The organism is Methanospirillum lacunae (assembly GCF_003173355.1).
Classification (GTDB): domain Archaea; phylum Halobacteriota; class Methanomicrobia; order Methanomicrobiales; family Methanospirillaceae; genus Methanospirillum; species Methanospirillum lacunae.
Genome location: NZ_QGMY01000016.1, coordinates 81104 through 104857, shown reverse-complemented (window position 1 = coordinate 104857; position 23754 = coordinate 81104). Strand labels below are relative to the sequence as shown.

Here is a 23754-nt window from a genome sequence, read left to right as displayed (position 1 = left end):
AAAGAACAGGAACGTATCTGCCGTGAATTGGGTAATGTTGATGGTCTGCAGGCATCGCTTGGTAACCAGGCTTTGATCCTGAAGGCTCGTGGTGACCTTGACGGTGCGATGAAACTCCACAAGGAGAAAGAACGTATCTGCCGTGAATTGGGTAAAGTTGAATCTCTTGCTATATCTCTTGCTAACCAGTCATTGATCCTAAATCAGCAAGGAAAGACTCTCGAGGCGGATGTCATGATTCACGAAGCATATGATCTGGCATCTGGACATGGCTATGAAACACTAGCCCTACAGATCAAAGGGTTGATGAACTGATTTGAGTTATTGAAAAAAATCGTAAAAACCCAACACCCCAATGACTCATAGAGTATTTCCAGCCTCCCACTGCAGAGGATTTGCAAGTACCTGATCAATAACATATCTTTCCTATCGACAAATTCCAAAGGCGCTAAGCTCTCCATACCTACGTTCGTAATGTGATCAATTCATCATCCACTCTACTGGATTTTTCATGGAGGAAGAGAGGTATGATCAGTTCTCTCATTATGCCCCCTAAATGAAACATGTCAACGAAAAAAAAACGAGCGATAATAAGATACTGATATGACTCCAGTCTCACAAAAAAAAAATTTTACCCGGGAATTGAAAACTTCCTTTCTATGGCATTAGCACCAAATGTCGTTATGGTCACGAGTGCCAGATACACGATTGCCAGGGCAAAAAACGTCTCATTGTATGCAAAATATTTTGTTGCAATAAGTTTCCCGGCACCGGTCAGTTCAATGACGGTGATCATGTATGCCAGCGATGAATACTTGATCAGGTAAATAAACTCATTTGATATTCCCGGGATTGCTCTCCGAAGAGCCTGGGGGAGAACAACAAACCGGATTGCCTGGTTTCGCGTCATCCCAAGTGCCTTTGCAGCAGTAATCTGCCCTTCTTTCACAGAAAGGATTGCCCCTCTGACATATTCAGAATTGTAAGCACTGTTGCAGAGAATAAACCCGATGACTGATGCCACAAATGGACTCAGGGTAATTCCATACGGTGGTAGTCCGAAATACAGAATAAACAACAATAAGAGGAGCGGGCAACCCTTGAAAAAGATGGTATACCCCTGAAAGATTTTTGATACAACTTTTCCTCCATACACCCGGCCACATGCTATGATGATGCCAAGAGCAAACCCGATTGGTGCTGTTACTGCTATGAGGGAGAGAGTTACAAGTAATCCGTTCCAGAAGGCAGGAGCAATAATGTCAACAAGGAAGGTAATCGAATCCATGATCCCTACTGTGAAAACTCCCGAAACTGCCCGATGAATGCCTTACACCGTTCAAACTTTGGATCATTCAAAAGGACCTGCGGACTTCCCTGCTCTTTAATGACTCCATGCTCCATGAACAGGATCTGGTTTGCAACAGAGCAGGCAAATCCCATCTCATGGGTAACAACCAGCATAGTCATACCATCAAGTGCAAGTTTTTTCATGACCTCAAGAACCTCACGGGTCAGTTCAGGATCTAGGGCACTCGTTGGTTCATCAAAAAGCATGACATCTGGATCCATGGCTAATGCACGAGCGATAGAAACACGCTGTGCCTGACCACCTGAAAGTTCAGCAGGAAAATGATCTGCCCATTCAGCCATACCCACCTGCTGAAGTTCTTTCATTGCCTTTGCTCTTGCATCCTTTGCATTCATCCCTTTGACTTTCAGGAGTGCAATCTCAACATTCCTGACCGCTGTGAGATGATCAAAGAGGAAGAAGTTCTGAAAAACCATCCCGATCTTCTGCCTGAAATGGTTGATCTGTGAGCCTGAATGAGTGACCTCTTCTCCGTTCAGAAGCACTTTCCCGCTATCCGGAATGGTGAGTTGATTGATACACCGGAGAAGTGTACTCTTTCCTGTACCAGAAGGGCCGATAAAACAGATCGTCTCACCTTTTTTAACATTAAATGAGACACCCTTCAGGACTTCCGAGCTGCCGAAGGACTTGCGTATATCTTCGACCTTGAGAATAAACTCTGATTCTGACATATTATGATGAACTCCCCGGACCAAAACCAGGTATGGCGATCCGCTTTTCAAGTCTTTGGATAAGGTGGGTCCCGGCATAGCTGAGCAGGATAAACATCACAGCACAGGCGAGATAGATGGGCATCGTGACATAGGTCTGCGAAACAATCTGTGAAGATCGTGTAAGGAGCTCTGCAACACCTATTGCATAACATATTGACGACTCTGTCAGGATCTCAGGATATTCATTAGACCAGCCAGGCAGGGCAATCCGCATTGCCTGTGGTAGAATAATTGATCTGATTGCCTGAGCTCTGCTCATCCCCAGAGATCGTGCAGCAGTCATCTGTCCTTCGGCTATCGACTGTATTGCACCTCTGAAGATCTGTGACTGATACGCAGCTCCTCGAAGGCCGAGCACCACAGCACCTACTACAAAAGCAGGAAGATCGAGGCCCAGCCCTGGAAAAATACCAAAATAGAAGAGAAACAGCAGAACCAGAACCGGAAGACCACGGAAAAACCAGACATATATTGAAATGACCGATCTGATGAGGTGTTTTCCATATACCTGCCCGAGTGCCATAGGAAGCCCCAGTATGATTCCTATCAGCAGGGCAACTGCCACGAGACCAACCGTGATGAATATACCTGAAAGCAGATAGGGAAACCAGTCAATGAGAATTGTCAGTGGATCCACAATTCCCCTCCAGAAATCCATATCATTAGAGGTGAAATATCCGCAGGATTCTGCATGTCACATATGAACATAAGAGGATTCAAAATAGTGTATGTGTTCAAAAGAGATGAAATGAGTTATTCCATCTTGTACTTCTTCTTTAGTGCTGCCCAGTCCGGAGACTCATGGAGCAGGTCTAATCCTTTGTTTATGGTGTTCAGCAGTTCGGTGTCATCTTTTCGGATAGCAACTCCGTACTCTTCACCGGTATCAATCTCACCAACCAGGTGCAGTGGCTTGTCAGCGATGGCATCCAGCATTGGTGGACGGTCATAGATTGCAAAGTCAATGCGTTTATTCTGGAGATCGGTTGCAGCCAGTGGGAAGTTGTCATAAGTGACAAGCTGATCAGCCTGGATAACACTCTTATTAACGAGGTTCTCTTCTACCCAGAATGCTCCGGTAGTTCCACGCTGTGCTCCGATTTTTCCTTTCCCTGCCTTAAAGTCATCAAGTGTGAGTGTACTGTCATTGTGAACAGCAACTGACTGATTTACTTTATAGTACGGCTTGCTGAAGTTTACCTGCTGCTTGCGCTCATCGGTGATGGTCATTCCGGAGTAGACCATGTCGATCTTCTTGGCATTCAGGGCAGGAATGATTCCATCCCATGCGATAGGCTGGATCTTTACATTAAATCCAAGTTTGTTTCCTATCCACTGGATTGACTCAACATCAAATCCCTGGGCAGTTCCGTTTTTGTCAATAAAACTATACGGTGGGTATTCTCCATCTATGCCCACGATATATGTCTTCTTCTGGTCAGTAGATGCATTATCTGCACTTTTTACAGATTTATCAGCGGTATTGGTACTTTGAGTACATCCGCAAAAACAGACTGCACCAACTACTATAAAAATAACCAGGATTGAAATGATTCTCCTATCCATCGAAGATTGTTTGATCGGCACTGTAATAGAAATTGTGATCTATGATGCACCTGTGATAGCAGGTCCTATATATAAAATATGTTATGAGATTTCGAGAGGAAACTATCTCCACGTATTTTGCGCAGGTAATAATTACATGTCTGGGTTTCCTATCTTCTCAATATCATGAAAGGTGTGTTGATATCTCTGGCATGTCTGGGTCTTATCCTCCTGCTTCTTACAGCAGGATGTACCTCTTCAACCCAGTCCGGGGTTCAGGAAAAGAAAGTATCCTCTGACAATACCTCTCCGGGAACAAAACAGGTCTACCGTGTTGGAATTGATCCGGTGTATCCTCCGTTTACGATGATGAGTGAAAAGGGTGAGCCAACCGGATTTGATGTTGAATCACTCAAATGGATCGCCAAAGATCAGGGATTTGAGGCTGAGTTTCAGGGAATTGCATGGGATGGAATCATTCCGGCCCTGAATGCAAACAAGATTGATATGGTCTATGCTGGTATGACCATTACTGATGAGCGGAAAGAGAAAGTAGATTTCAGCAAGCCATACTGGACCGTAAACCAGACGGTTGTTACCAAACAGGGATCACCGATCACTATGGACCAGGTAAAAAGTGGAAAAGCAACCATCGGTACCCAGAGGGGATGTACTGCAGCCATCTGGGTCGAGGATAACCTTGTGAATAAGAGCCTCATGTCTGCTGATAACCTGAAACAGTACGACAATACTCCCCTTGCAGTAGAAGACCTGGTAGCAGGAAGAACTGATGCGGTGATTTACGACAGCACGGTCATAAATGATATCATCGAAGGAAAACCTGTTCAGAAGATTGGCTCAATTGAGACAAATGAACAGTTTGGTATCGCAGTCCGCAAGTCTGATGCTGAACTGCTTAAGAAACTGAACACAGGTCTTGATCACCTCATGGCTTCTCCTGACTGGAAGGCCCTGGTTCAGAAGTACAAGATGGAATAATATTCCGTACCTTTTTTAATTCTTTTTTTAGCGATCTGTTTTCAGGATAGCACTCCTATGTGTTTAGAATTATCAGGCAGGAAGATGGGGGAAGTAGGCGAAATATCTCAGTCAGTTCATCACACCTGGAGGATACATGAACTGGTCGGAGCAGCTCTTGGAATACCGGTAAGGCAGGCAGCAGCCTGTATCGATCTGCTCGACAGCGGGGCAACTGTTCCTTTCATAGCGCGATACCGGAAAGAGGCAACAGGTTCTCTTGACGACGGGATGATCTTCTCACTGGCGACACATCTTGAGAGGATCAGAAAGCTGGAAGAACGCAGGGACGTTATTCTCACAAAAATATCAGAACTCGGACGTCTCACTCCTGATCTTAAGCAGAATATTCTTGAGGCAGGAACCCTTGCAGAGCTCGAAGATCTTTATCTCCCCTATAAACCCAGGAGAAAAACCCGGGCTGATCGGGCACGTGAACAGGGACTTCAGCCGCTTGCAGATCTTCTTCTTACGCAGGATGCACGAATCGATCCTCTCACAGAAGCTTCACGGTTTATCAACCCTGATCTGGAAGTTCTGACAGCACAGGCCGCACTCGCCGGTGCTGAAGATATCATTGCCGGAGATGTGAGCGAAGATCCACTGGTCCGCCAGAATGTCCGTGAAGTTTTCAAAAAATCATCACGTCTGGATGTTTCAGCAGCACGGGGAACCGGTGGTGATGCAGGAAAATGGAGAGAATACGTTGGTACATCTGAATCGGCGAGTTCAATCCCGTCCCATCGTGTTCTGGCAATCTTCAGGGGTGAAGAGGAAGGTCTTCTCTCTGCAAAGATAGGTCCTGATCCGAAAACCGGCATCAGTCTGATAGCAGATCAATATCTTTCAGGTTCCGGCCCCGCTGTTGAATGTGTTATGGATGCTCTGACTGACGGGTATCATCGCCTCCTGGCTCCTTCATTAGAACGTGAACTTCGAAATGAACTCAAGGAACGTGCAGATGAAGAAGCAGCACGGGTTTTTGCATCAAACCTGCGTGCTCTAATCCGGTCTCCTCCTCTTGGTTCGAAAAGAGTGCTGGCAATAGATCCCGGGTTTCGAACCGGGTGCAAGGTTATTGTCCTGAATGCAGAAGGACTCCCCCTTGAGACTGCAACGATTTTTCCTCATGACCCAAGGCCTGATCCATCCGGATCAGCACACACTATTCGTGATCTGGTAAACAGGCATCAGGTCCAGGTCATTGCAGTCGGTGACGGGACTGCAGGGAGAGAGACATGGCAGTTTATCAGAAATCTTGGCCTGTCTGAAGAAATATCCGTGGTTTCTGTCTACGAGCAGGGAGCTTCTATCTACTCTGCATCAGAACTTGGCAGAATGGAACTGCCTGATATGGATGTTACCATGCGTGGAGCAGTCTCTATCGGCAGGCGACTCCTGGACCCGCTTGCTGAAATGGTCAAGATTGAACCGTGTTCCATCGGTGTCGGTCAGTATCAGCATGATATCGATCCTGATATGCTCAAGGCACGACTTGAAGAAATCGTGAAATCGGTAGTCAACGAGGTTGGAGTTGACCTCAATTCTGCCTCACCCTCACTATTATCATATGTATCTGGCCTGAATCCAAGGCTTGCACAGGAAATTGTCAGGCACCGTGAAAAGAATGGCCCCTTCACAAGTCGCGAAGAGATCAAACTCGTAAAGGGTATTGGAGAGAAAACCTTTGAACAGGCTGCAGGTTTTCTCCGGATTCGTGATGGAATAAACCCCCTTGATAACACCGGAGTTCATCCTGAGCGATATCCCCTGGTGGCAGATATGGCAGCACGTATCAATGCGAAACCCGGAGACCTTATCGGCAACGAATCACTAGTCAGACAGATAGATCTGGAATCATTTGTCTCTGATACCTGTGGAATTCCGACCCTGCATGATATCTGCGAGGAGCTCATCCGTCCTGGCCGGGATCCGAGGGGTGTATTTGAACCTCCGGTGTATGCTGATCAGGTCACCACGTTTGAAGATCTTAAAGAAGGTATGATGCTTGATGGTGTCATAACAAACGTAACCAAATTTGGTGCTTTTGTCAACATTGGATTATCAGAAAGCGGCCTCGTGCACATCAGTGAACTTGCCGATCAGTATGTCCAGGACCCGGCTGATGTGGTTACCATCCGCCAGCGAGTCAGGGTGAAAGTGATTGGGATTGACAGTCAGAGGCGACGTATCTCTCTCTCAATAAAGCAGGCAGGTTCCGGATAATTAATGATTTTTATTGTGGATGTTGTTTCATCCCGATGGAGATATTGTGAGTTCTATCTCTTCTGATCGAATTCCCATTATCTACGCAATCCTTTCAGCGGTTTTGTTTGGTAGTTGTGCACCGATGACAAAATACTTCATCGGAACAACCGAACCGGTCATGCTGGCTGCTCTCTTTTATTGTGGAAGCGGAACCGGAATGTTGGTTCTGATCCTGGGAAGAGCAATTATCCGTGGAGGTTCAACTGCCGGTGAAGCACCACTCACTCGGTCTGATGCTCCATATCTGGCAGGAATGGCGATCTTTGGTGGAGTGCTTGCCCCGGTGACGCTGATGTACTCCATGATGATCACTCCTGCGGCAACAGGCTCTCTTCTGTTAAATTTTGAACCTGTTGCTACCGGATTCTTTGCCGCATTTCTGTTTCATGAAGCAGTAGGCAGAAGAATATGGATTGCCATGGGGCTCATAACCGGTTCCTGCCTCATACTGAGTCTGGACCCTGCAGGTGAGTTTGGTGTTTCAGTTGGATCGGTTGGGGTGCTAATCGCCTGTCTTTTCTGGGCTATTGATAATAATATCAGCAGGCAGGTATCAGGTCGTGACCCGCTCTCTGCAATCCTCGTGAAAGGGTATGGGGCCGGGATAATCTCACTGGCAATTGCTTTTTTCATCGGTGAATCCCTCCCGAGAATTGTGGATATTCCAGTCTGTATGGTTGTTGGCTTTTTTAGCTTTGGAGGCCTTGCAAGTGTATTCTTCCTGCTTGCCCTTCGGTCCATAGGAACTGCCAGGACCGGATTATTCCTGGCACTCTCCCCGTTTTTCGGAGTCTTCTTCTCATTTCTTCTCTTTGCAGAAACTCCACAGATGCTCTTTCTGGTAGCTTTTCCTGTCATGGTTCTTGGAACATGGCTGCTTGTATCAGAGAAGCATTCACATCTCCATTATCATCCTCCCCTTGTGCACAATCATCGTCACCGTCATGATGATCTTCATCATGACCATCAGCATGCAAAAAATGCTCCTCCCCTTTCCCGATCAGGTGAGCATACCCATCCCCACTCTCATGAAGCAGTATCTCATGAACATCAGCACAGACCTGACCTCCATCACCGGCATGACCACCGGGATCCCTGCAGCAAAGAGATAACCTCACGTGAGTAGTATGATCGAAGAAGAAATGGAGAGCCGTCTTGTTATGCTTGGTCTTATCCAGGCATCAGCATCCCAGGATCCTGATGAGAATCTCAGGAAGATGACCGGTAAGGTATCAGATGCTATCTCTTCAGGGGCCAGGATTATCTGTCTTCCTGAGCTCTACCGCACACAATATTTCCCGCAATATATCGGGAAAGATGCGGGAATGCTCGCAGAGACGATTCCCGGTGAGTCAACCCGGGTGTTCTCAGAACTGGCAAAACAGCATGAAGTCGTGATTATCGTTCCGATCTTTGAGTATACAAAGACCAAAGAGTATCGAAATGCAGCGGTTATCATCGATGTAGATGGGTCTGTCTCTCCTCCGTACTACAAAGTCCATGTCCCCCAGGATCCCTCTTTCTTTGAGAAAGGATATTTTGCAGAGGGGAATGAATTCAGAGTGGTTGATACCAGGTTTGGAAAGATTGCCGTTCTGATATGTTATGATCAGTGGTTCCCTGAAGCTGCCCGTGCTGTTGCTCTTGCCGGAGCAGAGATCATCTTTTACCCCACCGCTATTGGCGATATCCTGGATGCTTGTCCGGTTGAAGGAGAATGGCAGGATTCGTGGGAGACAATCCAGCGGAGTCATGCTATTGCAAATAGTGTGCACGTCGCAGCAGTAAACAGGGTGGGAACAGAGGACAAAGTAAAATTTTTCGGTGGTTCGTTTGTTGCAGATGCGTTTGGGTCAATCCTTGCACGGGCCGGTTCAGAAGAAGAGATCCTGCTCACGACGATCGATCTCTCAATGAACAGGATCGTTTCTGACTCCTGGGGTTTTATCAGGAACAGGCGTCCTGAAACCTACGGTTCGCTCTGTACACCTATCCGCGGAGATGGACCCGAACAGATCTCTCCAGCACTTGGAGATACCCCACGGAATCGGGGATTTCACATGCCTGCCGAATGGGAACATCATGAGGCGGTATGGATCTCATGGCCGCACAATATCCTGACATTTCCTTTCATTGAAGCGGTAGAAGAAAGTTATATCCTGTTTATCAGGGCAGTTCATATCTCTGAAAGAATCTGCATGTTTGTGCCTGAAGGAGATGCAAAACAGCGGATAGAACATCTCCTGTTCGATGCCGGCGTTGACATGAACAGGATAACGCTGTTTCCTGCCTCTTACTCTGATGTGTGGATACGGGACTACGGCCCGACATTTCTTGTAAACCGCGGAGAGTTACAGGTGGCAATGGTCAGATGGATCTTCAATGCCTGGGGAGACAAATACGATGAACTTCTTGTAGACGGAGCGGTTCCAGGGTTCATGAACGATATTCTGCATCTTCCGGTTTTTAGCCCCGGGATTGTGCTAGAGGGAGGTTCCATCGATGTGAACGGAAGAGGAACTGTTCTGACCACACATTCCTGTCTCTTGAATCCAAACCGGAATCCCTCACTTTCCCAGGAAGAGATAGAGCAGTATCTGCTGGAATACCTGGGAGCAGTCAAGGTGATCTGGCTGGGTGATGGTGTGGCTGGTGACGATACTGACGGGCACATCGATGATATCGCCCGGTTTGTTGATCCGTGCACCGTCCTCTGTGCTGTAGAAGAGGATCCTGATGATGAGAACTATGCAGCACTACAGGAAAATTATCAGATACTCTGCAATGAGACAGATCAGGATGGAAATCCACTTACCGTGATACCCCTCCCGATGCCACAGATGGTGTCAGGAGAGGAAGGCAGGTATCCGGCAAGTTATACGAATTTTTATATTGGCAATTCAGTGGTGATTGTTCCGGTGTTTGGTGATCCGGGAGATGAAGTTGCATGCAACATCATTCGTCAGGTGTTTCCTGATCGTGAGATTATTGGGATCAATGCCCGTGCCATGATCGAAGGGTATGGTACCTTTCATTGTGCAACCCAGCAGCAGCCCTGCCCATACCCGTCAGGGTGGCGAAAAGTTCAAGATTATTGAACTCAAACCACCTGCCGGGAATATATGGCCGGGTTAATAAGTGAGTTTCTGGAATTTTTGAAGGAATACAAGGTTGTTGCACTTGCTGTTGCATTCATCATGGGTGTTGCTGCAACGAGTCTTGTCAAGTCCCTGGTAGACAATATCATCATGCCCTTTGTGGGTGTCTTAGTTCCTTCCGGTGACTGGAAGGAAGCAACCTTCAACCTCGGACCTGTTCACCTTGGTATTGGTCCGTTTGCGGCAGAATGTATCAACTTCATTGTCATTGCATTTGTGGTCTTTATAATTGCGAAGTATGTAATGAAAGAAGAAAAAGTTCAGAAGAAGTGAGTTATGGACATTCATTCTTATTATGGGTTCATATCACCTCTGCTATTCAGGCCCTAGGATATGAATTTCGAACATTGACAGGCTCGGTTTATTTTATATAGGTTGATGCCGGAGGATGGTATCTGATGATCTCACGAGAGCTGGTCTTATGACAATATCAAATTTCAAACGCCTTTACCAAGTGTTTCATGGGTATGAACGGTGGTTTCTCTTCTCAATTCTGCTCAATATCGCTGTTGCCGGGGGCACTCTTGCCATTCCTGCCTTATCTGCAGATCTGATAAACAACGGAATTATGGCAGGAGATTTTTCATACTCCCTTGATGTAGGAGTTCTTATGCTCCTAGCTGCAGTAATTGCCGGAGCATGTCAGATTGCAAATGCAGGTATTGCAGTCTGGGCATCAGAATACTCATCCCACTCATTACGCACCCGTGAATTCGAAAAGATTCAGACTCTTTCGTTTGGGAACATCGACAAGTTCAGATCAAGTGATCTGCTGGTGCGGCTGACAACAGATGTTCAGAATGTCAAGATCGCAATACAGCAGTCTGTGATGAACCTCATGCAGGCCCCGCTGCTGCTGATAGGAACCATTATCATCATGGCAGCCATGGCTCCTGCCCTGGTCTGGATAATGGTTGTACTTTTGGTCCTTCTCACGATTATACTGGTTTTGTATTTTGTCATTGTTGAGCCTGCATTCACCAGGAAGCAGTCAGAAATCGATGGTGTAAACAAAGCCCTTCGTGAGACCCTGACTGGCATCAGGGTGGTTAAGGCATTTGTCAGACAGGAGTATGAGATCAACAAGTTTGGGCAGGCAGCTGATAATTTAAAGCGTGCAGCCATGAGGCCGCAGATGATCATGTCCTATCTCATGCCGACCGTGTTTGCGATCGCTCTCCTTGGGTTTGGTGCTGTGTACTATTTCGGAGGTGAACAGGTTCTTGCGGGGACCGGTCTTATGATCGGTGATGTGACCTCTGCAGCTCAGTACATACTCATTCTCATGATGCCTCTTCTGATCATCGCGATTGTGTTGCCCTTCATCACTCAGGCAAATGCATCACTGAAGAGAATCTTCGAAGTTCTTGATGCGGTACCTGAAGTACAGGAACCCAAGGATCCCGTTACAATCAATGTTGATCAGGTAAAAGGTCGCGTGGAATTTGAGAATGTTTCATTTGGATATCGGAATGCCGAAGGTGTCCCTGACGGAGAAGTCCTTACCGGGATAAACCTGGTTGCACAGCCAGGTGAGACAATAGGGTTTTTAGGTGCGACTGGTTGTGGAAAATCATCACTCGTTTCACTCATTCCCAGGTTTTATGATGTCACCGGTGGCCGTGTTACCATCGATGGTGTCGATGTCCGTTCAATCTCCCTGGAAACACTTCGAAACATGGTCAGTGTCTGTCTTCAGGAATCGGTTCTTTTTTCAGGTACCATTAATGAGAATATACGGTTTGGGAAACCATCCATGACTGATGATGCCATGATGGAAGCAGCCCGTTCAGCAGATGTGGATGGGTTTGTGCAAAACATCCCTGAACAGTATGATGGAAGGGTGGCCCGACGTGGCTCTAACTTTTCGGGAGGTCAGAAACAGAGGCTCTCGATCGCCCGGGCACTTGCACAGAAACCAAAGATCCTCATTCTTGATGACAGTACCAGTGCATGTGATGTTGCTACCGAGGCCAGGATCCAGGACGCTATTACTGATATGATGGAAGGAACAACCAAGTTCATCGTAGCCCAGCGTATCAGTTCGGTCATCACCGCTGATCGGATTGTCCTGTTAAGCCAGGGAGTAATTGAAGCAACCGGGACTCATACAGAACTTCTTGCATCAAGTCCTCTCTACCAGGAGATCTATGAATCCCAACTTGGGAGTGGTCTTCAGTCAGGAGGTAATGCCTCATGACACCGGCTGTAAAACCAGTACCAGGAGGAGATCAGAACGACCAGTCTGAATCATTAAATCAGACCCTAAAAAGGCTGCTCTTTTACCTGACCAGGTACCGGTTCAGACTTGCTCTTGCTATCATTTTCATGATTGGGTTTTCTGTCACCATGGGGATCCTCCCTGCCCTTATGGGATATGCAACTAATATCATCGCAGGTCATGGTTCTCTCCAGGATCTGAAACAGGTTCTTATCTATTTCATTATTGACGGAGTTGCATTATGGATCTGCGGACATCTGGCCCAGCGTCTCCTCTCAAAGATATCGCAACAGGCTCTCTACACACTCAGAACCGATCTCTTTAATCACATGCAGGCGCTCTCTCTCAGTTTCTTTGATCGCCAGCCGATCGGCGAACTGATGAGCAGGGTCTCCAATGATACCGATGTTATTGATCAGTTCTTTTCCAATGGAATTCAGCAGGTTCTCCAGTCTGTAACCACTATCATAGTCCTTACCATTGTGATGCTCTGGATAAACCCGGTTTTGACACTTCTTGTGTACCTGGCAGTACTCGGCATGCTCGCAATTTCATCTACCATTGCCAGGATTTCTGGTCCGGCTTTTGAGCGGATGCAGGAACTTCTTGGAGAACTAAATGGGTATGCAGAAGAGAGGCTTGCGGGACAAAAGGTTACCATCGCATACAATCAACAGAATGGCACCACTGTAGGCTTTTCAAAACTTTCTGGAATAGTTGCCCGGACAGGGGGAAGAGCACAGTTTGTAGCACTCACATCCATGCCGGCTGCAACGATCATGTCAAACCTGCAGATGATCCTTCTTTTAATCATTGGAGGTGCGATGGTGATGGAAGGGCATATCCAGCTTGGTGAACTGGTTGCATTCCTCGGACTTTCATCAAGTATCTCCTCGCCATTATCACAGATCTTCTCTGTATATTCCCAGATCATCAGTGCAGCTGCTGGAGCAGCCCGGGTATTTCGGATCCTTGATGAGCAGCCTGTTGTTGCAGATCTGCCTGTTGCTAAACCAATGCCCCCGGTTGATGGAGATGTTAAATTTGACGCTGTTGATTTCGCATACATTCCCGGACGGACTGTTTTGAAAAATAATACATTCCGTGCCCTTCCCGGTCAGGTATTTGGGTTATGCGGTCCGACGGGAGCAGGAAAGAGCACAATCATCAATATTCTGACCCGGTATTATGATATCCAGTCAGGATCGATCACCATTGACGGAGTCAGGATCGATGAGGTTGGGCAGGACAGCCTCAGGATCCAGATCGCCCAGGTTCTGCAGGAGCCATTCCTCTTCTCAGGGACAATCCTTGAAAACCTGCGGTATGCCCGTGGCGATGCAACAGATGAAGAATGTATCGCGGCTGCGAAACAGGCCGGAGCGTACGAATTCATTATGGCCCAGCCAGAAGGTTTTGATACGTTCCTCAACGACGGAGGCTCAAACCTTTCACAGGGTCAGAGACAGATGCTTACCATTGCCAGGGCCATGGTATCACAGCCACGTCTACTGATCCTGGACGAGGCTACCAGCAACGTGGATACCCGCACAGAAAAACTGATTCAGTCCGGGCTTCTCAGTCTGCAGCAGGGAAAAACATCATTCATCATTGCTCACAGGCTCTCGACAATCCGCAAATCAGATTGTATTCTCGTGATAAACCAAGGTGAGATTGTAGAACGTGGGACTCATGATGATCTGATGGGTGCACAGGGATTCTATTACAATCTCTATATGAGCCAGTTCAGGGGAAAACTCAGTTCTATAACCGGGGTTGCCTGATTGTGCCTGGTTTGTGTATGGATAAAAAAATCTTTTTTTATGAGTCACTCATAAACCTGGTTGGATGACCGGTCTCAACTCCTTTCAAGCATTTTTGTCTTCGGTATACAGAATAAGAATCACGGGAAATATCATGTGGGAAGTTTGGCCTGCCACAAAATCAACTCTCAATCCGGTGTAATATTATGTCCGATAATGATCGTTCAAAAGGGGATCTTGTCTCTTACCTGATTCGTGACGAGATGGGTGATTGTATGCCCATAGATATCTGGTATGATGGAAATGTATGGGTTTTCAGACCATTCGGAAAGATAGATACCGGTCACGCTGTCGATCTGGACGCTGCACTCACAGAGGGTATTGGACAGGGGATGCGGCTCATCGTTATTGATATGACCGATTCGCCTTATATTGCAAGTTCTGGACTTCGTGCCCTGTTGAAAGCTGCTAAAGCAGTAAAACCTGATAACGGCCGCATAAGTGTTTGTGGTCTGAATGATGTAGTACACGAGGTTTTACAGGTATCCGGACTCCTTCGAATCTTTCCTGTGTACCCTACGGCAAAAGAAGCAGTCGCTGCAATGAAGAATATTGAGAAGTAAGTTATACAAAATATTTGTAGACCGGATCCTGTGAATACAAGATCCTGACTACCTGCTGTAACAACTTGAAATTTAAATTGTGGTTGCGTTAGCAGCTGAAGTGTTTGCACCAGCGGTTGCTGCAAGTGGGCTGACATTGGTCAGGTTCATTGAAGCGTCAACGGTGGTGTTGTTTGCATCAAGGGTTGCGTTTACAACTTCCTTAACGAGTTCGGTGGTGTTGCCTGCTGCATCTGATGCAGTGGCGTTCTCTGCTGCAAAACATCCGGGTGCGAGCACCAGTGCTGCAACCAGGAGGATAAGGAACTTAGTGATCCGATCCATAGCACTTGGTTGGACCTTCTTACCTATGAAGCTAAGTGGTTTTACCTTTACAAGATGCGGTGCCATATGAGTTTTAACAGGCTTCCTGTGATCTCATTCCCTGATCGCGGCTGGAAAAAACTCTTAAATTCAGGTTTTTGATCTGCTTCAATGGTCTGGCCGCGCATTTCGTTGAGCACATTGGATTATATTTATATATCTTCGTTCCTGGTCACCATAGAAGCAAACTGCCAGTGGATCGGTTAGTATCTATCTGTCCGTGATCAACAATTCAACCTCACATGTCTCTTGTTGAACTGGGCGTCCTCGGGTTTGTAATCGGTCTCACCGGAGCTCTTGCACCCGGGCCTACTCTGATTGCAACAATTCAGTCGGCCATCAGTGAGGGATGGAAGAGCGGTCCTAAGGTAACCTGTGGTCATATCTTCGCAGAACTTCTTGTCGTGATTCTGATTGCAGCAGGGATTCCCTTTCTTCCAACTGGTTCATCACTCCTGATTGCAGTTGTGGGGGGTACTGCCCTGTTTGTTTTTGGAGTTCTGACTATTCAGTCGGCCAGGGGTGCCACTCTTTCCCTGGTCTCCCGGGCATCAGGATCAGGCTCTCCAGTTGTTGCCGGACTGATTACCAGCATCTCAAATCCGTACTTCTGGATCTGGTGGTTTTCAGTAGGTAGTGCCCTTCTGATCAGTTCTCTGGCTAGTGGTCTTGCAGGGCTTATTGCTTTCATCCTGGGACACTGGTTATCAGATCTCAGTTGGTTCACGCTGGTTTCAGTAAGCATTCATAAAAGCAGAGTGCTGCTGGGAGATCGTGAGTATAAATATATCCTCTATGCATGTGGTGCAGTTCTTATGATATTTGGAATCTGGTTTGTTGTGTCAGGAATTTTTAAACCGGTGTGAAATAGGAATTATCTTGATTTCACTCCGCCTGCCTTGAAGAAGGTGTAACAAAAAACACCATCCTGCTCGCATGTCCGGTATAATCCCTGTATTCCCTCCTCAAACCGCTCATTTGAGATCAATCCTGCAGCGACTGCATTATGCTGGACTCCTTCAATCATTGCAGTAAAAGTTTTTCTGGTAAACCCGTCTATGAGTTCAGGTTTGCTGGCGTCAACATATACCATCCGTGGAGAGACCCGTACATCTGAAAAACCGGTCTCTGTCAGGAGTGGGTAAAGTCTCCTCCCGATGCACGCATCTCCGCCTGAACGGTGCTGCAGTTCTATCTGGGTATGAACTGCATCAATGGCGGCCTGACTTGGAGGATAAAAATAAACAGATCCATGATCTCCCTCAATTGCCATGATTGATCCCCCAAATTTTAGAACACGTTTCAGTTCCCTGAGGACATTCACGGGTTCAGGAAGGTGTTCGAGAACGAAACACAAAAAGATATGATCAAATGTCTCGTCATCGTACGGGAGATTCCTGATATCTGCCTGTTTAAATGAGACCTGGCTGATACAGGAACCTGCTTCCGTTCTGAGTCGTTGCTCAGCACAGTCAAGTGATGTCTGGGAGATATCTATTGATCTAAACCTGCAATCCGGATTTTGTGAGGTGATAATTACAGTCTGGGCACCGGTACCGCATCCGGCTTCAAGAACGAGACTCCCGGGTGGAAACCTGGTATCATGATGGAGGATCTCTGTAAGGGTATTTGCCTGATCAGACAGGCGTTCTGCTTCACGATCTGAGTATCCGTGAACATATGCAGACTGACTCATTAACTACCCGTTGTAGCACCTGATAGAGAAGGTTTCTTCTTTATTATCTGATGATCACCGGGTACCGGTTTTTACTAAGTCCCTTCATCCCTGCCGGAAGCCTGGCGAAATCTTCTTTGAACCGCTCTCTGCTTCCTTCAAGTGAGATGTCAACCCCTGTTTGTTTCCCGTTTCTGATGATCGTCTTCAGCAGTTTTTCACCAGGTATTCCTGCACCCTCTGTAACAATCTCGTCGTGATCCATCACACCTTCCTCATTGTAATGCCGGTAAATCTCTCGTCTGCCAGGTATGGTTACTTTTCCAGGACTGGTTTTCGATTTTGGTACTCCTTCATACTCTACCAGTTTGTATGTCATGTCAAGGAAGGGAACATCAGATGATGTCAGCAGTTTGGTTCCAACACCGAATGAGTCGATTGGAACTCCTGCCTGTAGCCACCGTTCGATATCATGTTCATCAACCCCACCGGTAGCGATTATTCGGATGTTTTTGAGGTTATGATCATCAAGGTACTTTCTTACCTGTGGAATGATGCTGGCAATATCGCCACTGTCAACCCTGACAGCAGAAACCGGGAGTCCTTCCAGAGCTAGTTTTGCTGCAGTTGCAACTCCGGTCATCGTGTCATAGGTGTCTATGAGGAGAACGGGGTCATCTGGGAACGTTTTGATGTATGATCTGAATGCTTCTTCTTCAGATGAGAAAACAAGGACATATGAGTGTGCCATTGTTCCGGAGACCGGGATTCCATACAGGTTTCCGGCTTCAAGATTTGATGTTCCCAGAAACCCTACAATGTACGTTGCCCGGGCAGCATAGGTTCCGCCCTCAGGTCCATGTGCCCTTCGAAGACCAAAATCTACAAGACCGTGTCCTCTACTGACTGTCATCATACGGGCAGCTTTTGAAGCGATGACTGTCTGGTGGTGAATCAGGTTGAGAGCGATTGTCTCAAAAACCTGTATCTCCGGCAATGGTCCTTCTATTCTTACAAGTGGCTCGCTTTCAAAAACAATTCTCCCTTCCGGAACTGCAATAACATCTCCTGAAAATCTAAACGTTGAGAGCCAGGAGAGAAAATCATCAGTGAATCTCTCCAGTGATCGCAGGTATGCGATGTCATCAGATGAAAATGTAAACGTTGTCAGGCACCGAACCAGACTCTCAAGTCCAGAAGAGACAAGGAAATTTCTTTCTTCAGGCATTGATCTGACCGAGATGGAAAACACAGCCCGGCCTGTTTTGCCATGCTGAAGGTAACTCTGTGCCATTGTCAGTTCGTAGAGATCAGTGAGTAATGCGGTTGACATATTCAGGGTTCACCAGGTCCAGTAGATACATAACGAGAATGTGAGTGTTCAGTTATGATATATGAGGAAATGTATGCCATGATCAATGATAGTGGTGATAGATCCGGTCTTGTGAATGTATGGTTTGGTGGTGCATGTGGTATGTGCAGTAAACATATGATCCATTATTCGTTTCGGTCTGCCTTTTTCTAACATAGTAATTATCTTTCTAGTAGCAGGGTTCCTGGCATTTGATTTGGCTGAATCCTGACCATCAGACTGTACTCCATGAGGAGGGCGATGCATGAAAGTAATCCAAAAAATTGAGCCCGGGAGTTATCCTTTCAGGTTCACAGACACCCAGGCTTCAAACAGTCACAATGATGATCTTCGTTCCATCTTTACACTTCGTCTTTACTCTCCATGTTTTTTCCAGTATCATCATGTAACGGAAATATACCCATTCTTTTCCATCCTCCCGGATGAGAGGCTGTTCTTTGTCAAAAGGGTGACCGAGTAGGTTCCTTTTTCATAGTAAATATGAGTCACATTCTGTGTCAGTGATGTATTGCCATCTCCCAGATCCCATCTCCAAGATACAGGATTTCCGGTAGACTGATCTGTGAAGGTAACCTGAAGGGGTGTATTACCAGAAGTACGGTCAGCCGAGAATGCGGCGTTGAGATCACCTGGAACCGGGGTAGGGGTAGGTGAGGGAATAGATCCCGCAGTAACGGTCACTGCATTGTTGAACGTTGTTATTCCGCCGGTGTTGTCATTTAATGCTTTGAGTGAGACTGAATACACTCCCGGAATGGTATACGTGTGGACCGGATCTCGGACTGTTGAAGTGGTTCCATCCCCAAAATTCCAGTAATACGAGTTTGGACTTCCGAGTGATTCGTTGGTAAACGCTATCGTGAGTGGAGCTGGCCCCCATGTCGTGTTCATTGAAAAAAAGGCATGTACCTGTCCGGGAGTCGGAATTCCTGATGTCGAAATTGTGTGGTTCGCTATGATCGTAGCAAAGGTCCAGTTGCTCACCGGGCCTATCTGATTAGAATCGACCGTGACATTTTCGAGAGTTGCACCAGGTTTTCCCTGGGTGAAGTATGTGGCATTAGTCCCCTCGAGATAGGATTTATTTCCGAAAGGATAGAGAATCGTCCAGGGATCTGATGTGGCGTTGACCTGATGCTGAACAGTAAGCCGGGCAATCCAGTAGTCATCATTCCCATGGTATCCGGTGATATCGCCATCATTTGAGTCGGTATACCCTATAGCAAGATACTGTCTGTCTGTCTCCTGAGTGAGGGATACTAAATAATCATACTTGGTCCCTCCAAAACAATTCTGCCACTGGAGGTTCCCTTCTTCATCAAGTTTTACTATCCAGTAGTCACCATTTCCGTGATTTCCAGAAACATCTCCATCCTCTGAGAACGTAACTCCTCCAACCAGGTATCCCCCGTCAACAGTTTGAATAACTGAATTAGCCCAATCACCTGATGATCCTCCAAGACACTTCTGCCATTGGAGAGAGCCCGAAAAATCCAATTTCACGACCCAGTAGTCATTAGATCCGTGGTTTCCTGAAACATCATCATCATTGGAGGAGGACATTCCTCCAATAAGATATCCTCCGTCTGTTGTCTGAATTATTGATTCAGCTAAATCATTATCTGATCCACCAAGACACTTCTGCCATTCCTGGTTTCCATCAGCATCCAGTTTCACTATCCAGTAGTCAGATTGTCCATGGTTTCCTGAAACATTCCCATTGTTCGAATATGTGGATCCCCCCGCCAGGTATCCTCCGTCATCGGTTTGAATAACCGAATTAACCACATCCCCGGCTGATCCTCCCAGACATTTTTGCCACTGCAGATCTCCGGAAGTGTCGAGCTTCACGATCCAGGCGTCAGAACTTCCATGATAACCGGAAACATCTCCATCATTCGAATATGTACCTCCTCCTGCCAGGTATCCTCCATCATCGGTCTGAATTATCGACTCTGCCCAATCAGTTGACGATCCACCAAGACATTTCTGCCACTGTAGAGTTCCGGAGGGATCCATTTTTACAACCCAGAGGTCAAAACCTCCGTGTTTTCCTGAAACATCCCCATCAATCGAGGAAGTAAGTCCCCCTGTCAGGTATCCCCCATCAACCGTTTGAGTTGCTGAATATGCGTAATCAGAACTTGATCCACCAAAACATTTCTGCCATTGTACAGTTCCAGAGGGATCCATTTTGGTAACCCATACATCCGAGGAACCATGGTTCCCTGAAACATCCCCATCTTTTGACCGGGCATATCCTGCAGCCAGGTAACCTCCGTCAGTTGCTGATATTACCTCATATCCCTGGTCAGATAATGACCCCCCGAGACATTTCTGCAAGGTGAGTTGTATGTTGGTTTCATTTCCCCCTGATCCACTTATGTCAGCACAAACCGGTATACACGCAATTCCGATGCAGATTAGCCCGATGAGGACTCCACATATATTTTCACCGGCAATTTTCTGTTGATGTCTGATTTTTTTCATTTTCCCACCCTGAAAGACGAAACCTGCCCGATATTAACTAAATTTCTGTATCCTTGAACGATATTATACTGCCTGTTATTTTCCCTGGTACTGAAATGGTGAATTTCCAGTTATTACCGGCCTGTTGGAGAACTGGGATATGTTGTTCACGGAAATATCCCTGCCGGAAATATCCGCAATCCAGGTAACACGGTTTGATATTCACATATCTCTTGCAACACCACCGGAAATTGCAGCCTGTTTCACAGCCAGAGCAACAGCAGTGACAACTCCCCGGTCTAATGGATCTGGCAGGATCTTTTCAGAGGTTGGGTTACGGACACATTCTGCTATGGCATGAGCAGCTGCGATCTTCATCTCATCGGTTATCCGGGTAGCACGTGCATCAAGTGCACCCCTGAATATTCCCGGAAATGCAAGAACATTATTAACCTGATTTGGATAATCACTCCTGCCTGTCCCAACAATTGCTGCTCCTGCTGCTCTAGCCTTATCAGGCATGATCTCAGGAACCGGATTAGCAAGAGAGAGAACAATCGGATCAGATCCCATGGCTCGTATCATCTCTTCAGTAACCAGATTTGCAACCGAGACACCAACAAAAACATCTGCACCTTTCATTGCATCTGCAAGTGTTCCGATTCTGTGCATTGAATTCGTTTCGTCACCAAGAATGAACTTATATTTGTTTTTATAGAGGCCGGGCCGGCCCCGGTAAATAATACCTGAAGTGTCACAGGCGATAAGTTCCCTGACTGGTGTACACGATTGAGTGTCATATCCGATGCACTTGAGGAGGCGGCATACCGCATAGCCTGCAGCCCCCGCTCCGCAGACAACCACTCGCAAATCCTCAAAACGCTTTTCCGTAACCTTGCAGGCATTTATTATTGCTGCCAGAACCGCTACTGCTGCCCCATGTTGATCATCATGCATCACCGGAATTCCAAGATCCTGGAGTTCCTCTTCTATCTCGAAACAGGCTGGTGCAGCGATATCCTCAAGGTTAATCCCTCCAAATACGGGAGCCAGACTCCTGATGATCCGAACTATGTCTTCACTTTTTGCATCAAGGCAGATAGGAAATGCATCAACACCTGCAAACTCCTTGAAAAGAATTGCCTTTCCTTCCATGACCGGGATTCCAGCAAAAGGACCGATATTACCAAGACCAAGAACCGCTGTTCCATCTGAAACTATTGCGATGGTGTTTGACTTTAGGGTATATTTCCAGACTGTATCAGGATCGTCTGCTATCCTCCGGCAGACCTCGGCAACTCCAGGAGTGTATGCCCTGCTCAAATCATCCCGACTCGAAAGTGGAACCTTTGATCTAATCTCTAGTTTTCCAGAATGAGCAGCATGCAGAGCCAATGAGTCCTGTCCGATATCTGGTCTATTATCCCCGTCCATAACTTCATAGTCCGGGTCTGGATGAATGAACCTTTCGTACAATCAGAAGAAAAGGGGAAGACAAGTGAAGGATATGAATGAGTAACCGGTATTCTGTATTATGGTTCCCGGTATGGACTAATGAGCCGAAGTGTTGACTTTGGTTGACGGTCTGAATCACGTGAGTTCGAGATCTGCTGTTCTTCCCTGATTGATCCCTTATGCATGATAAGATATCCACGTGATTCAAGAGCATACTGGACTCCTTCCTGAAGTGTTGCCCGCGTCTCAATATCACGGAGTTCAATACCAAGCTGAACCATCGTCATAGCGACTTCAGGCTTGATACCGGTCATGATAACATGGGCACCAAGGAGTTTGATAGCAACGGTGGCTTTAATAATATTTCTTGCACCAGTCTCGTCCATGCTCTGAACAGCAGTTCCATCCATGATGATATATCTGGCAGATTCTCTCCTGATTGCATCCAGAAGTTGGGCAATCATCTTATCTGCGCGAATAGTATCAAGGGTACCAATAAGGGGAAGAATCAGGATTTCGTCCCATATTTTTGATATTGGGGTTGATAATTCGAGAATTTCCTGAGTCTTCTGTCTTATTGCACGTTCAGCTGAAAGTTTTTCTGTGATATCGATAAACCTGACAACCATCTGTTCGCTGTTTGCATTCCCATAGCGTCTCATCAGACTGGCGTTGATGGTAAACGTACGGCGACCTACCTTTGGAAAAACATGATCCAGTTCAAAACTCTCAATTGTTTTCCTCTCTCTGAAAACCTGTTCGAGTTTCTCCTTCATTATAGGGAGATCAAACATGCCTCCACCTATTGAATAGATAGATTTTCCTTCGATATCTGCTCTTCCAACTCCGAATGTTGTATCAAAAGCACGGTTTCCAAAGACAATTTCATATGATTCATTGAGTACAAAAAGAGGTTCATCAACCGTCTGGATTATTTCAAACGGATCGACGTTGGTTGTCCGGTTACTCATAATATCTCATATCCCCTGTGTTGAATATGATACTTTCGACAGTATTTTTGTACATTCAGAATCCTGATGTATCAAATTAGATCTGATTTTCTTTGGGTAGGGGAGAAAACAGATCGCATCTCAGTGTGTTGAAACGGGGTTTTACCCCCGCTGAAATTAAGGAGGATTGTAGGATTACTCTCTGTAATACACAGATTTGGAATACTGATGAAGTCCCTCTCCTGTCACCCTGACTTGGATGACGGTGTGATGAATAGTAGTAGATCTTCTATATGTATATAATTAACGATGATCAGTTCGACATTTCACGAACTCCAGATCAAAAATTCTGGAAAAAAAGATAAAATATGGTTCTTCAGGCCGGTACAAATTTTGTGCCGTAAAAGATCGCACCGCTTGATCCTTCTTCAGCAAGTTTGCGGAAGACAGACTTGACCCTCATCCCGATATGGATCTTATCAATATCACATATCACATGAGAGGTTAATTTGGTTCCTTCATCAAGTTCGATGATGGCTAGTGGATATGGAGTCAGGAATTTGAACTGGTCACCTGCACTTCTGATGATGGTATATGTGACAACGGTCCCTGTTCCCTTGAATTTGTGGTCAACGATTTTTCCTTCGCGACGACAGTCAGGACAGAATGGACGTGGAGGATAGAAATATCTGCCACAGGTTTCGCAGTGTGTACCGATAAGATTGTACCGGTTCTGTTGCTTTCTCCAGAAACGTGCTACACTCAT

General features: G+C 46.4%; 21 protein-coding genes. 10 read left to right on the top strand and 11 right to left on the bottom strand.

The features are described from left to right. Positions 1-315, top strand: a 315-nt coding sequence (locus DK846_RS17790; protein WP_109969950.1) for a hypothetical protein, incomplete at its 5' end; no start/stop codon positions are given. Positions 316-631: 316 nt separating this feature from the next. Here DK846_RS17790 and DK846_RS15745 read toward each other — a convergent pair. The 4 genes from DK846_RS15745 to DK846_RS15730 all read right to left on the bottom strand — a co-directional run bounded on the left by DK846_RS15745 (position 632) and on the right by DK846_RS15730 (position 3654). Next, on the bottom strand, positions 632-1288 hold the full coding sequence (locus tag DK846_RS15745) for an amino acid ABC transporter permease (protein ID WP_109969949.1): 657 nt from the start codon (positions 1286-1288) through the stop codon (positions 632-634). 5 nt (positions 1289-1293) lie between these two features. Further along, positions 1294-2046 (bottom strand): amino acid ABC transporter ATP-binding protein, encoded by a 753-nt coding sequence (locus DK846_RS15740; RefSeq protein ID WP_109969948.1) that lies wholly within the window; start codon positions 2044-2046, stop codon positions 1294-1296. Position 2047: 1 nt separating this feature from the next. Then, complete coding sequence (locus tag DK846_RS15735; RefSeq protein ID WP_109969962.1) at positions 2048-2725, bottom strand: amino acid ABC transporter permease; 678 nt, start codon at positions 2723-2725, stop codon at positions 2048-2050. Positions 2726-2841: 116 nt separating this feature from the next. Continuing rightward, on the bottom strand, positions 2842-3654 hold the full coding sequence (locus tag DK846_RS15730) for a basic amino acid ABC transporter substrate-binding protein (RefSeq protein WP_109969947.1): 813 nt from the start codon (positions 3652-3654) through the stop codon (positions 2842-2844). Positions 3655-3819: 165 nt separating this feature from the next. Here DK846_RS15730 and DK846_RS15725 point away from each other — a divergent pair, with 165 nt between their 5' ends. The 8 genes from DK846_RS15725 (at position 3820) to DK846_RS15690 (ending at position 14704) form a co-directional block, all read left to right on the top strand. Continuing rightward, a complete protein-coding gene (locus DK846_RS15725) occupies positions 3820-4632 on the top strand; it encodes a basic amino acid ABC transporter substrate-binding protein (RefSeq protein WP_109969946.1) in 813 nt (270 codons plus the stop codon). An 84-nt stretch (positions 4633-4716) separates the two neighbouring features. After that, positions 4717-6897 (top strand): Tex family protein, encoded by a 2181-nt coding sequence (locus tag DK846_RS15720; RefSeq protein ID WP_109969961.1) that lies wholly within the window; start codon positions 4717-4719, stop codon positions 6895-6897. 46 nt (positions 6898-6943) lie between these two features. Then, positions 6944-8065 (top strand): DMT family transporter, encoded by a 1122-nt coding sequence (locus DK846_RS15715; RefSeq protein ID WP_245926584.1) that lies wholly within the window; start codon positions 6944-6946, stop codon positions 8063-8065. Between the two features lies 1 nt (position 8066). Further along, a complete protein-coding gene (locus tag DK846_RS15710) occupies positions 8067-10037 on the top strand; it encodes an agmatine deiminase family protein (protein ID WP_245926583.1) in 1971 nt (656 codons plus the stop codon). Positions 10038-10061: 24 nt separating this feature from the next. Further along, positions 10062-10370 (top strand): MscL family protein, encoded by a 309-nt coding sequence (locus DK846_RS15705; RefSeq protein WP_109969944.1) that lies wholly within the window; start codon positions 10062-10064, stop codon positions 10368-10370. 148 nt (positions 10371-10518) lie between these two features. Continuing rightward, the gene (locus DK846_RS15700; protein WP_181391828.1) at positions 10519-12297 is read left to right on the top strand and encodes an ABC transporter ATP-binding protein; all 1779 of its coding nucleotides are present in this window, start codon (positions 10519-10521) and stop codon (positions 12295-12297) included. Then, positions 12294-14102, top strand: coding sequence for an ABC transporter ATP-binding protein (locus tag DK846_RS15695; RefSeq protein WP_109969942.1), 1809 nt, complete (start codon positions 12294-12296; stop codon positions 14100-14102). The genes DK846_RS15700 and DK846_RS15695 overlap by 4 nt, the downstream gene beginning before the upstream one ends. A 185-nt stretch (positions 14103-14287) precedes the next feature. Continuing rightward, entirely contained in the window at positions 14288-14704 is a 417-nt protein-coding gene (locus tag DK846_RS15690; protein ID WP_109969941.1) for an STAS domain-containing protein, read from the top strand. 72 nt (positions 14705-14776) lie between these two features. On the opposite strand, the gene DK846_RS15685 is transcribed toward DK846_RS15690, so the two are convergent. After that, positions 14777-15094, bottom strand: coding sequence for a hypothetical protein (locus tag DK846_RS15685; RefSeq protein WP_109969940.1), 318 nt, complete (start codon positions 15092-15094; stop codon positions 14777-14779). 215 nt (positions 15095-15309) lie between these two features. Between DK846_RS15685 and DK846_RS15680 the strand changes: the two genes are divergently transcribed. Beyond that, positions 15310-15933 (top strand): LysE family transporter, encoded by a 624-nt coding sequence (locus DK846_RS15680; RefSeq protein WP_109969939.1) that lies wholly within the window; start codon positions 15310-15312, stop codon positions 15931-15933. 8 nt (positions 15934-15941) lie between these two features. Here the strand turns inward: DK846_RS15680 and DK846_RS15675 are convergent, their stop codons facing one another. The 6 genes from DK846_RS15675 to DK846_RS15645 form a co-directional block, all read right to left on the bottom strand. Continuing rightward, positions 15942-16763 (bottom strand): methyltransferase domain-containing protein, encoded by an 822-nt coding sequence (locus DK846_RS15675; RefSeq protein WP_109969938.1) that lies wholly within the window; start codon positions 16761-16763, stop codon positions 15942-15944. Between the two features lie 43 nt (positions 16764-16806). Next, positions 16807-18075, bottom strand: coding sequence for a nicotinate phosphoribosyltransferase (locus DK846_RS15670; RefSeq protein WP_109969937.1), 1269 nt, complete (start codon positions 18073-18075; stop codon positions 16807-16809). A 420-nt stretch (positions 18076-18495) separates the two neighbouring features. Beyond that, positions 18496-20604, bottom strand: a complete 2109-nt coding sequence (locus DK846_RS15660; RefSeq protein ID WP_109969935.1) for a PKD domain-containing protein — start codon at positions 20602-20604, stop codon at positions 18496-18498. A gap of 201 nt (positions 20605-20805) precedes the next feature. Continuing rightward, complete coding sequence (locus DK846_RS15655) at positions 20806-22017, bottom strand: NAD(P)-dependent malic enzyme (protein ID WP_109969934.1); 1212 nt, start codon at positions 22015-22017, stop codon at positions 20806-20808. A 98-nt stretch (positions 22018-22115) separates the two neighbouring features. Further along, positions 22116-23009 carry an STAS domain-containing protein gene (locus tag DK846_RS15650; protein WP_109969933.1) on the bottom strand — a complete coding sequence of 298 codons (894 nt, stop codon included), beginning with the start codon at positions 23007-23009 and terminating at the stop codon, positions 22116-22118. Positions 23010-23364: 355 nt separating this feature from the next. Then, entirely contained in the window at positions 23365-23754 is a 390-nt protein-coding gene (locus DK846_RS15645) for a Zn-ribbon domain-containing OB-fold protein (RefSeq protein ID WP_109969932.1), read from the bottom strand.

Excerpts from the sequence above, each read along its gene's own strand:
- DK846_RS15650 (WP_109969933.1), bottom strand. The coding sequence starts at position 23,009 with ATGAGTAACCGGACAACCAACGTCGATCCGTTTGAAATAATCCAGACG.
- DK846_RS15645 (WP_109969932.1), bottom strand. The coding sequence starts at position 23,754 with ATGAGTGTAGCACGTTTCTGGAGAAAGCAACAGAACCGGTACAATCTT.
- DK846_RS15700 (WP_181391828.1), top strand. The coding sequence starts at position 10,519 with ATGACAATATCAAATTTCAAACGCCTTTACCAAGTGTTTCATGGGTAT.
- DK846_RS15710 (WP_245926583.1), top strand. The coding sequence starts at position 8,067 with ATGATCGAAGAAGAAATGGAGAGCCGTCTTGTTATGCTTGGTCTTATC.
- DK846_RS15720 (WP_109969961.1), top strand. The coding sequence starts at position 4,717 with ATGGGGGAAGTAGGCGAAATATCTCAGTCAGTTCATCACACCTGGAGG.
- DK846_RS15660 (WP_109969935.1), bottom strand. The coding sequence starts at position 20,604 with ATGAAAAAAATCAGACATCAACAGAAAATTGCCGGTGAAAATATATGT.
- DK846_RS15705 (WP_109969944.1), top strand. The coding sequence starts at position 10,062 with ATGGCCGGGTTAATAAGTGAGTTTCTGGAATTTTTGAAGGAATACAAG.
- DK846_RS15695 (WP_109969942.1), top strand. The coding sequence starts at position 12,294 with ATGACACCGGCTGTAAAACCAGTACCAGGAGGAGATCAGAACGACCAG.
- DK846_RS15745 (WP_109969949.1), bottom strand. The coding sequence starts at position 1,288 with ATGGATTCGATTACCTTCCTTGTTGACATTATTGCTCCTGCCTTCTGG.
- DK846_RS15670 (WP_109969937.1), bottom strand. The coding sequence starts at position 18,075 with ATGTCAACCGCATTACTCACTGATCTCTACGAACTGACAATGGCACAG.
- DK846_RS15655 (WP_109969934.1), bottom strand. The coding sequence starts at position 22,017 with ATGGACGGGGATAATAGACCAGATATCGGACAGGACTCATTGGCTCTG.
- DK846_RS15690 (WP_109969941.1), top strand. The coding sequence starts at position 14,288 with ATGTCCGATAATGATCGTTCAAAAGGGGATCTTGTCTCTTACCTGATT.
- DK846_RS15730 (WP_109969947.1), bottom strand. The coding sequence starts at position 3,654 with ATGGATAGGAGAATCATTTCAATCCTGGTTATTTTTATAGTAGTTGGT.
- DK846_RS15675 (WP_109969938.1), bottom strand. The coding sequence starts at position 16,763 with ATGAGTCAGTCTGCATATGTTCACGGATACTCAGATCGTGAAGCAGAA.
- DK846_RS15725 (WP_109969946.1), top strand. The coding sequence starts at position 3,820 with ATGAAAGGTGTGTTGATATCTCTGGCATGTCTGGGTCTTATCCTCCTG.
- DK846_RS15740 (WP_109969948.1), bottom strand. The coding sequence starts at position 2,046 with ATGTCAGAATCAGAGTTTATTCTCAAGGTCGAAGATATACGCAAGTCC.
- DK846_RS15685 (WP_109969940.1), bottom strand. The coding sequence starts at position 15,094 with ATGGCACCGCATCTTGTAAAGGTAAAACCACTTAGCTTCATAGGTAAG.
- DK846_RS15680 (WP_109969939.1), top strand. The coding sequence starts at position 15,310 with ATGTCTCTTGTTGAACTGGGCGTCCTCGGGTTTGTAATCGGTCTCACC.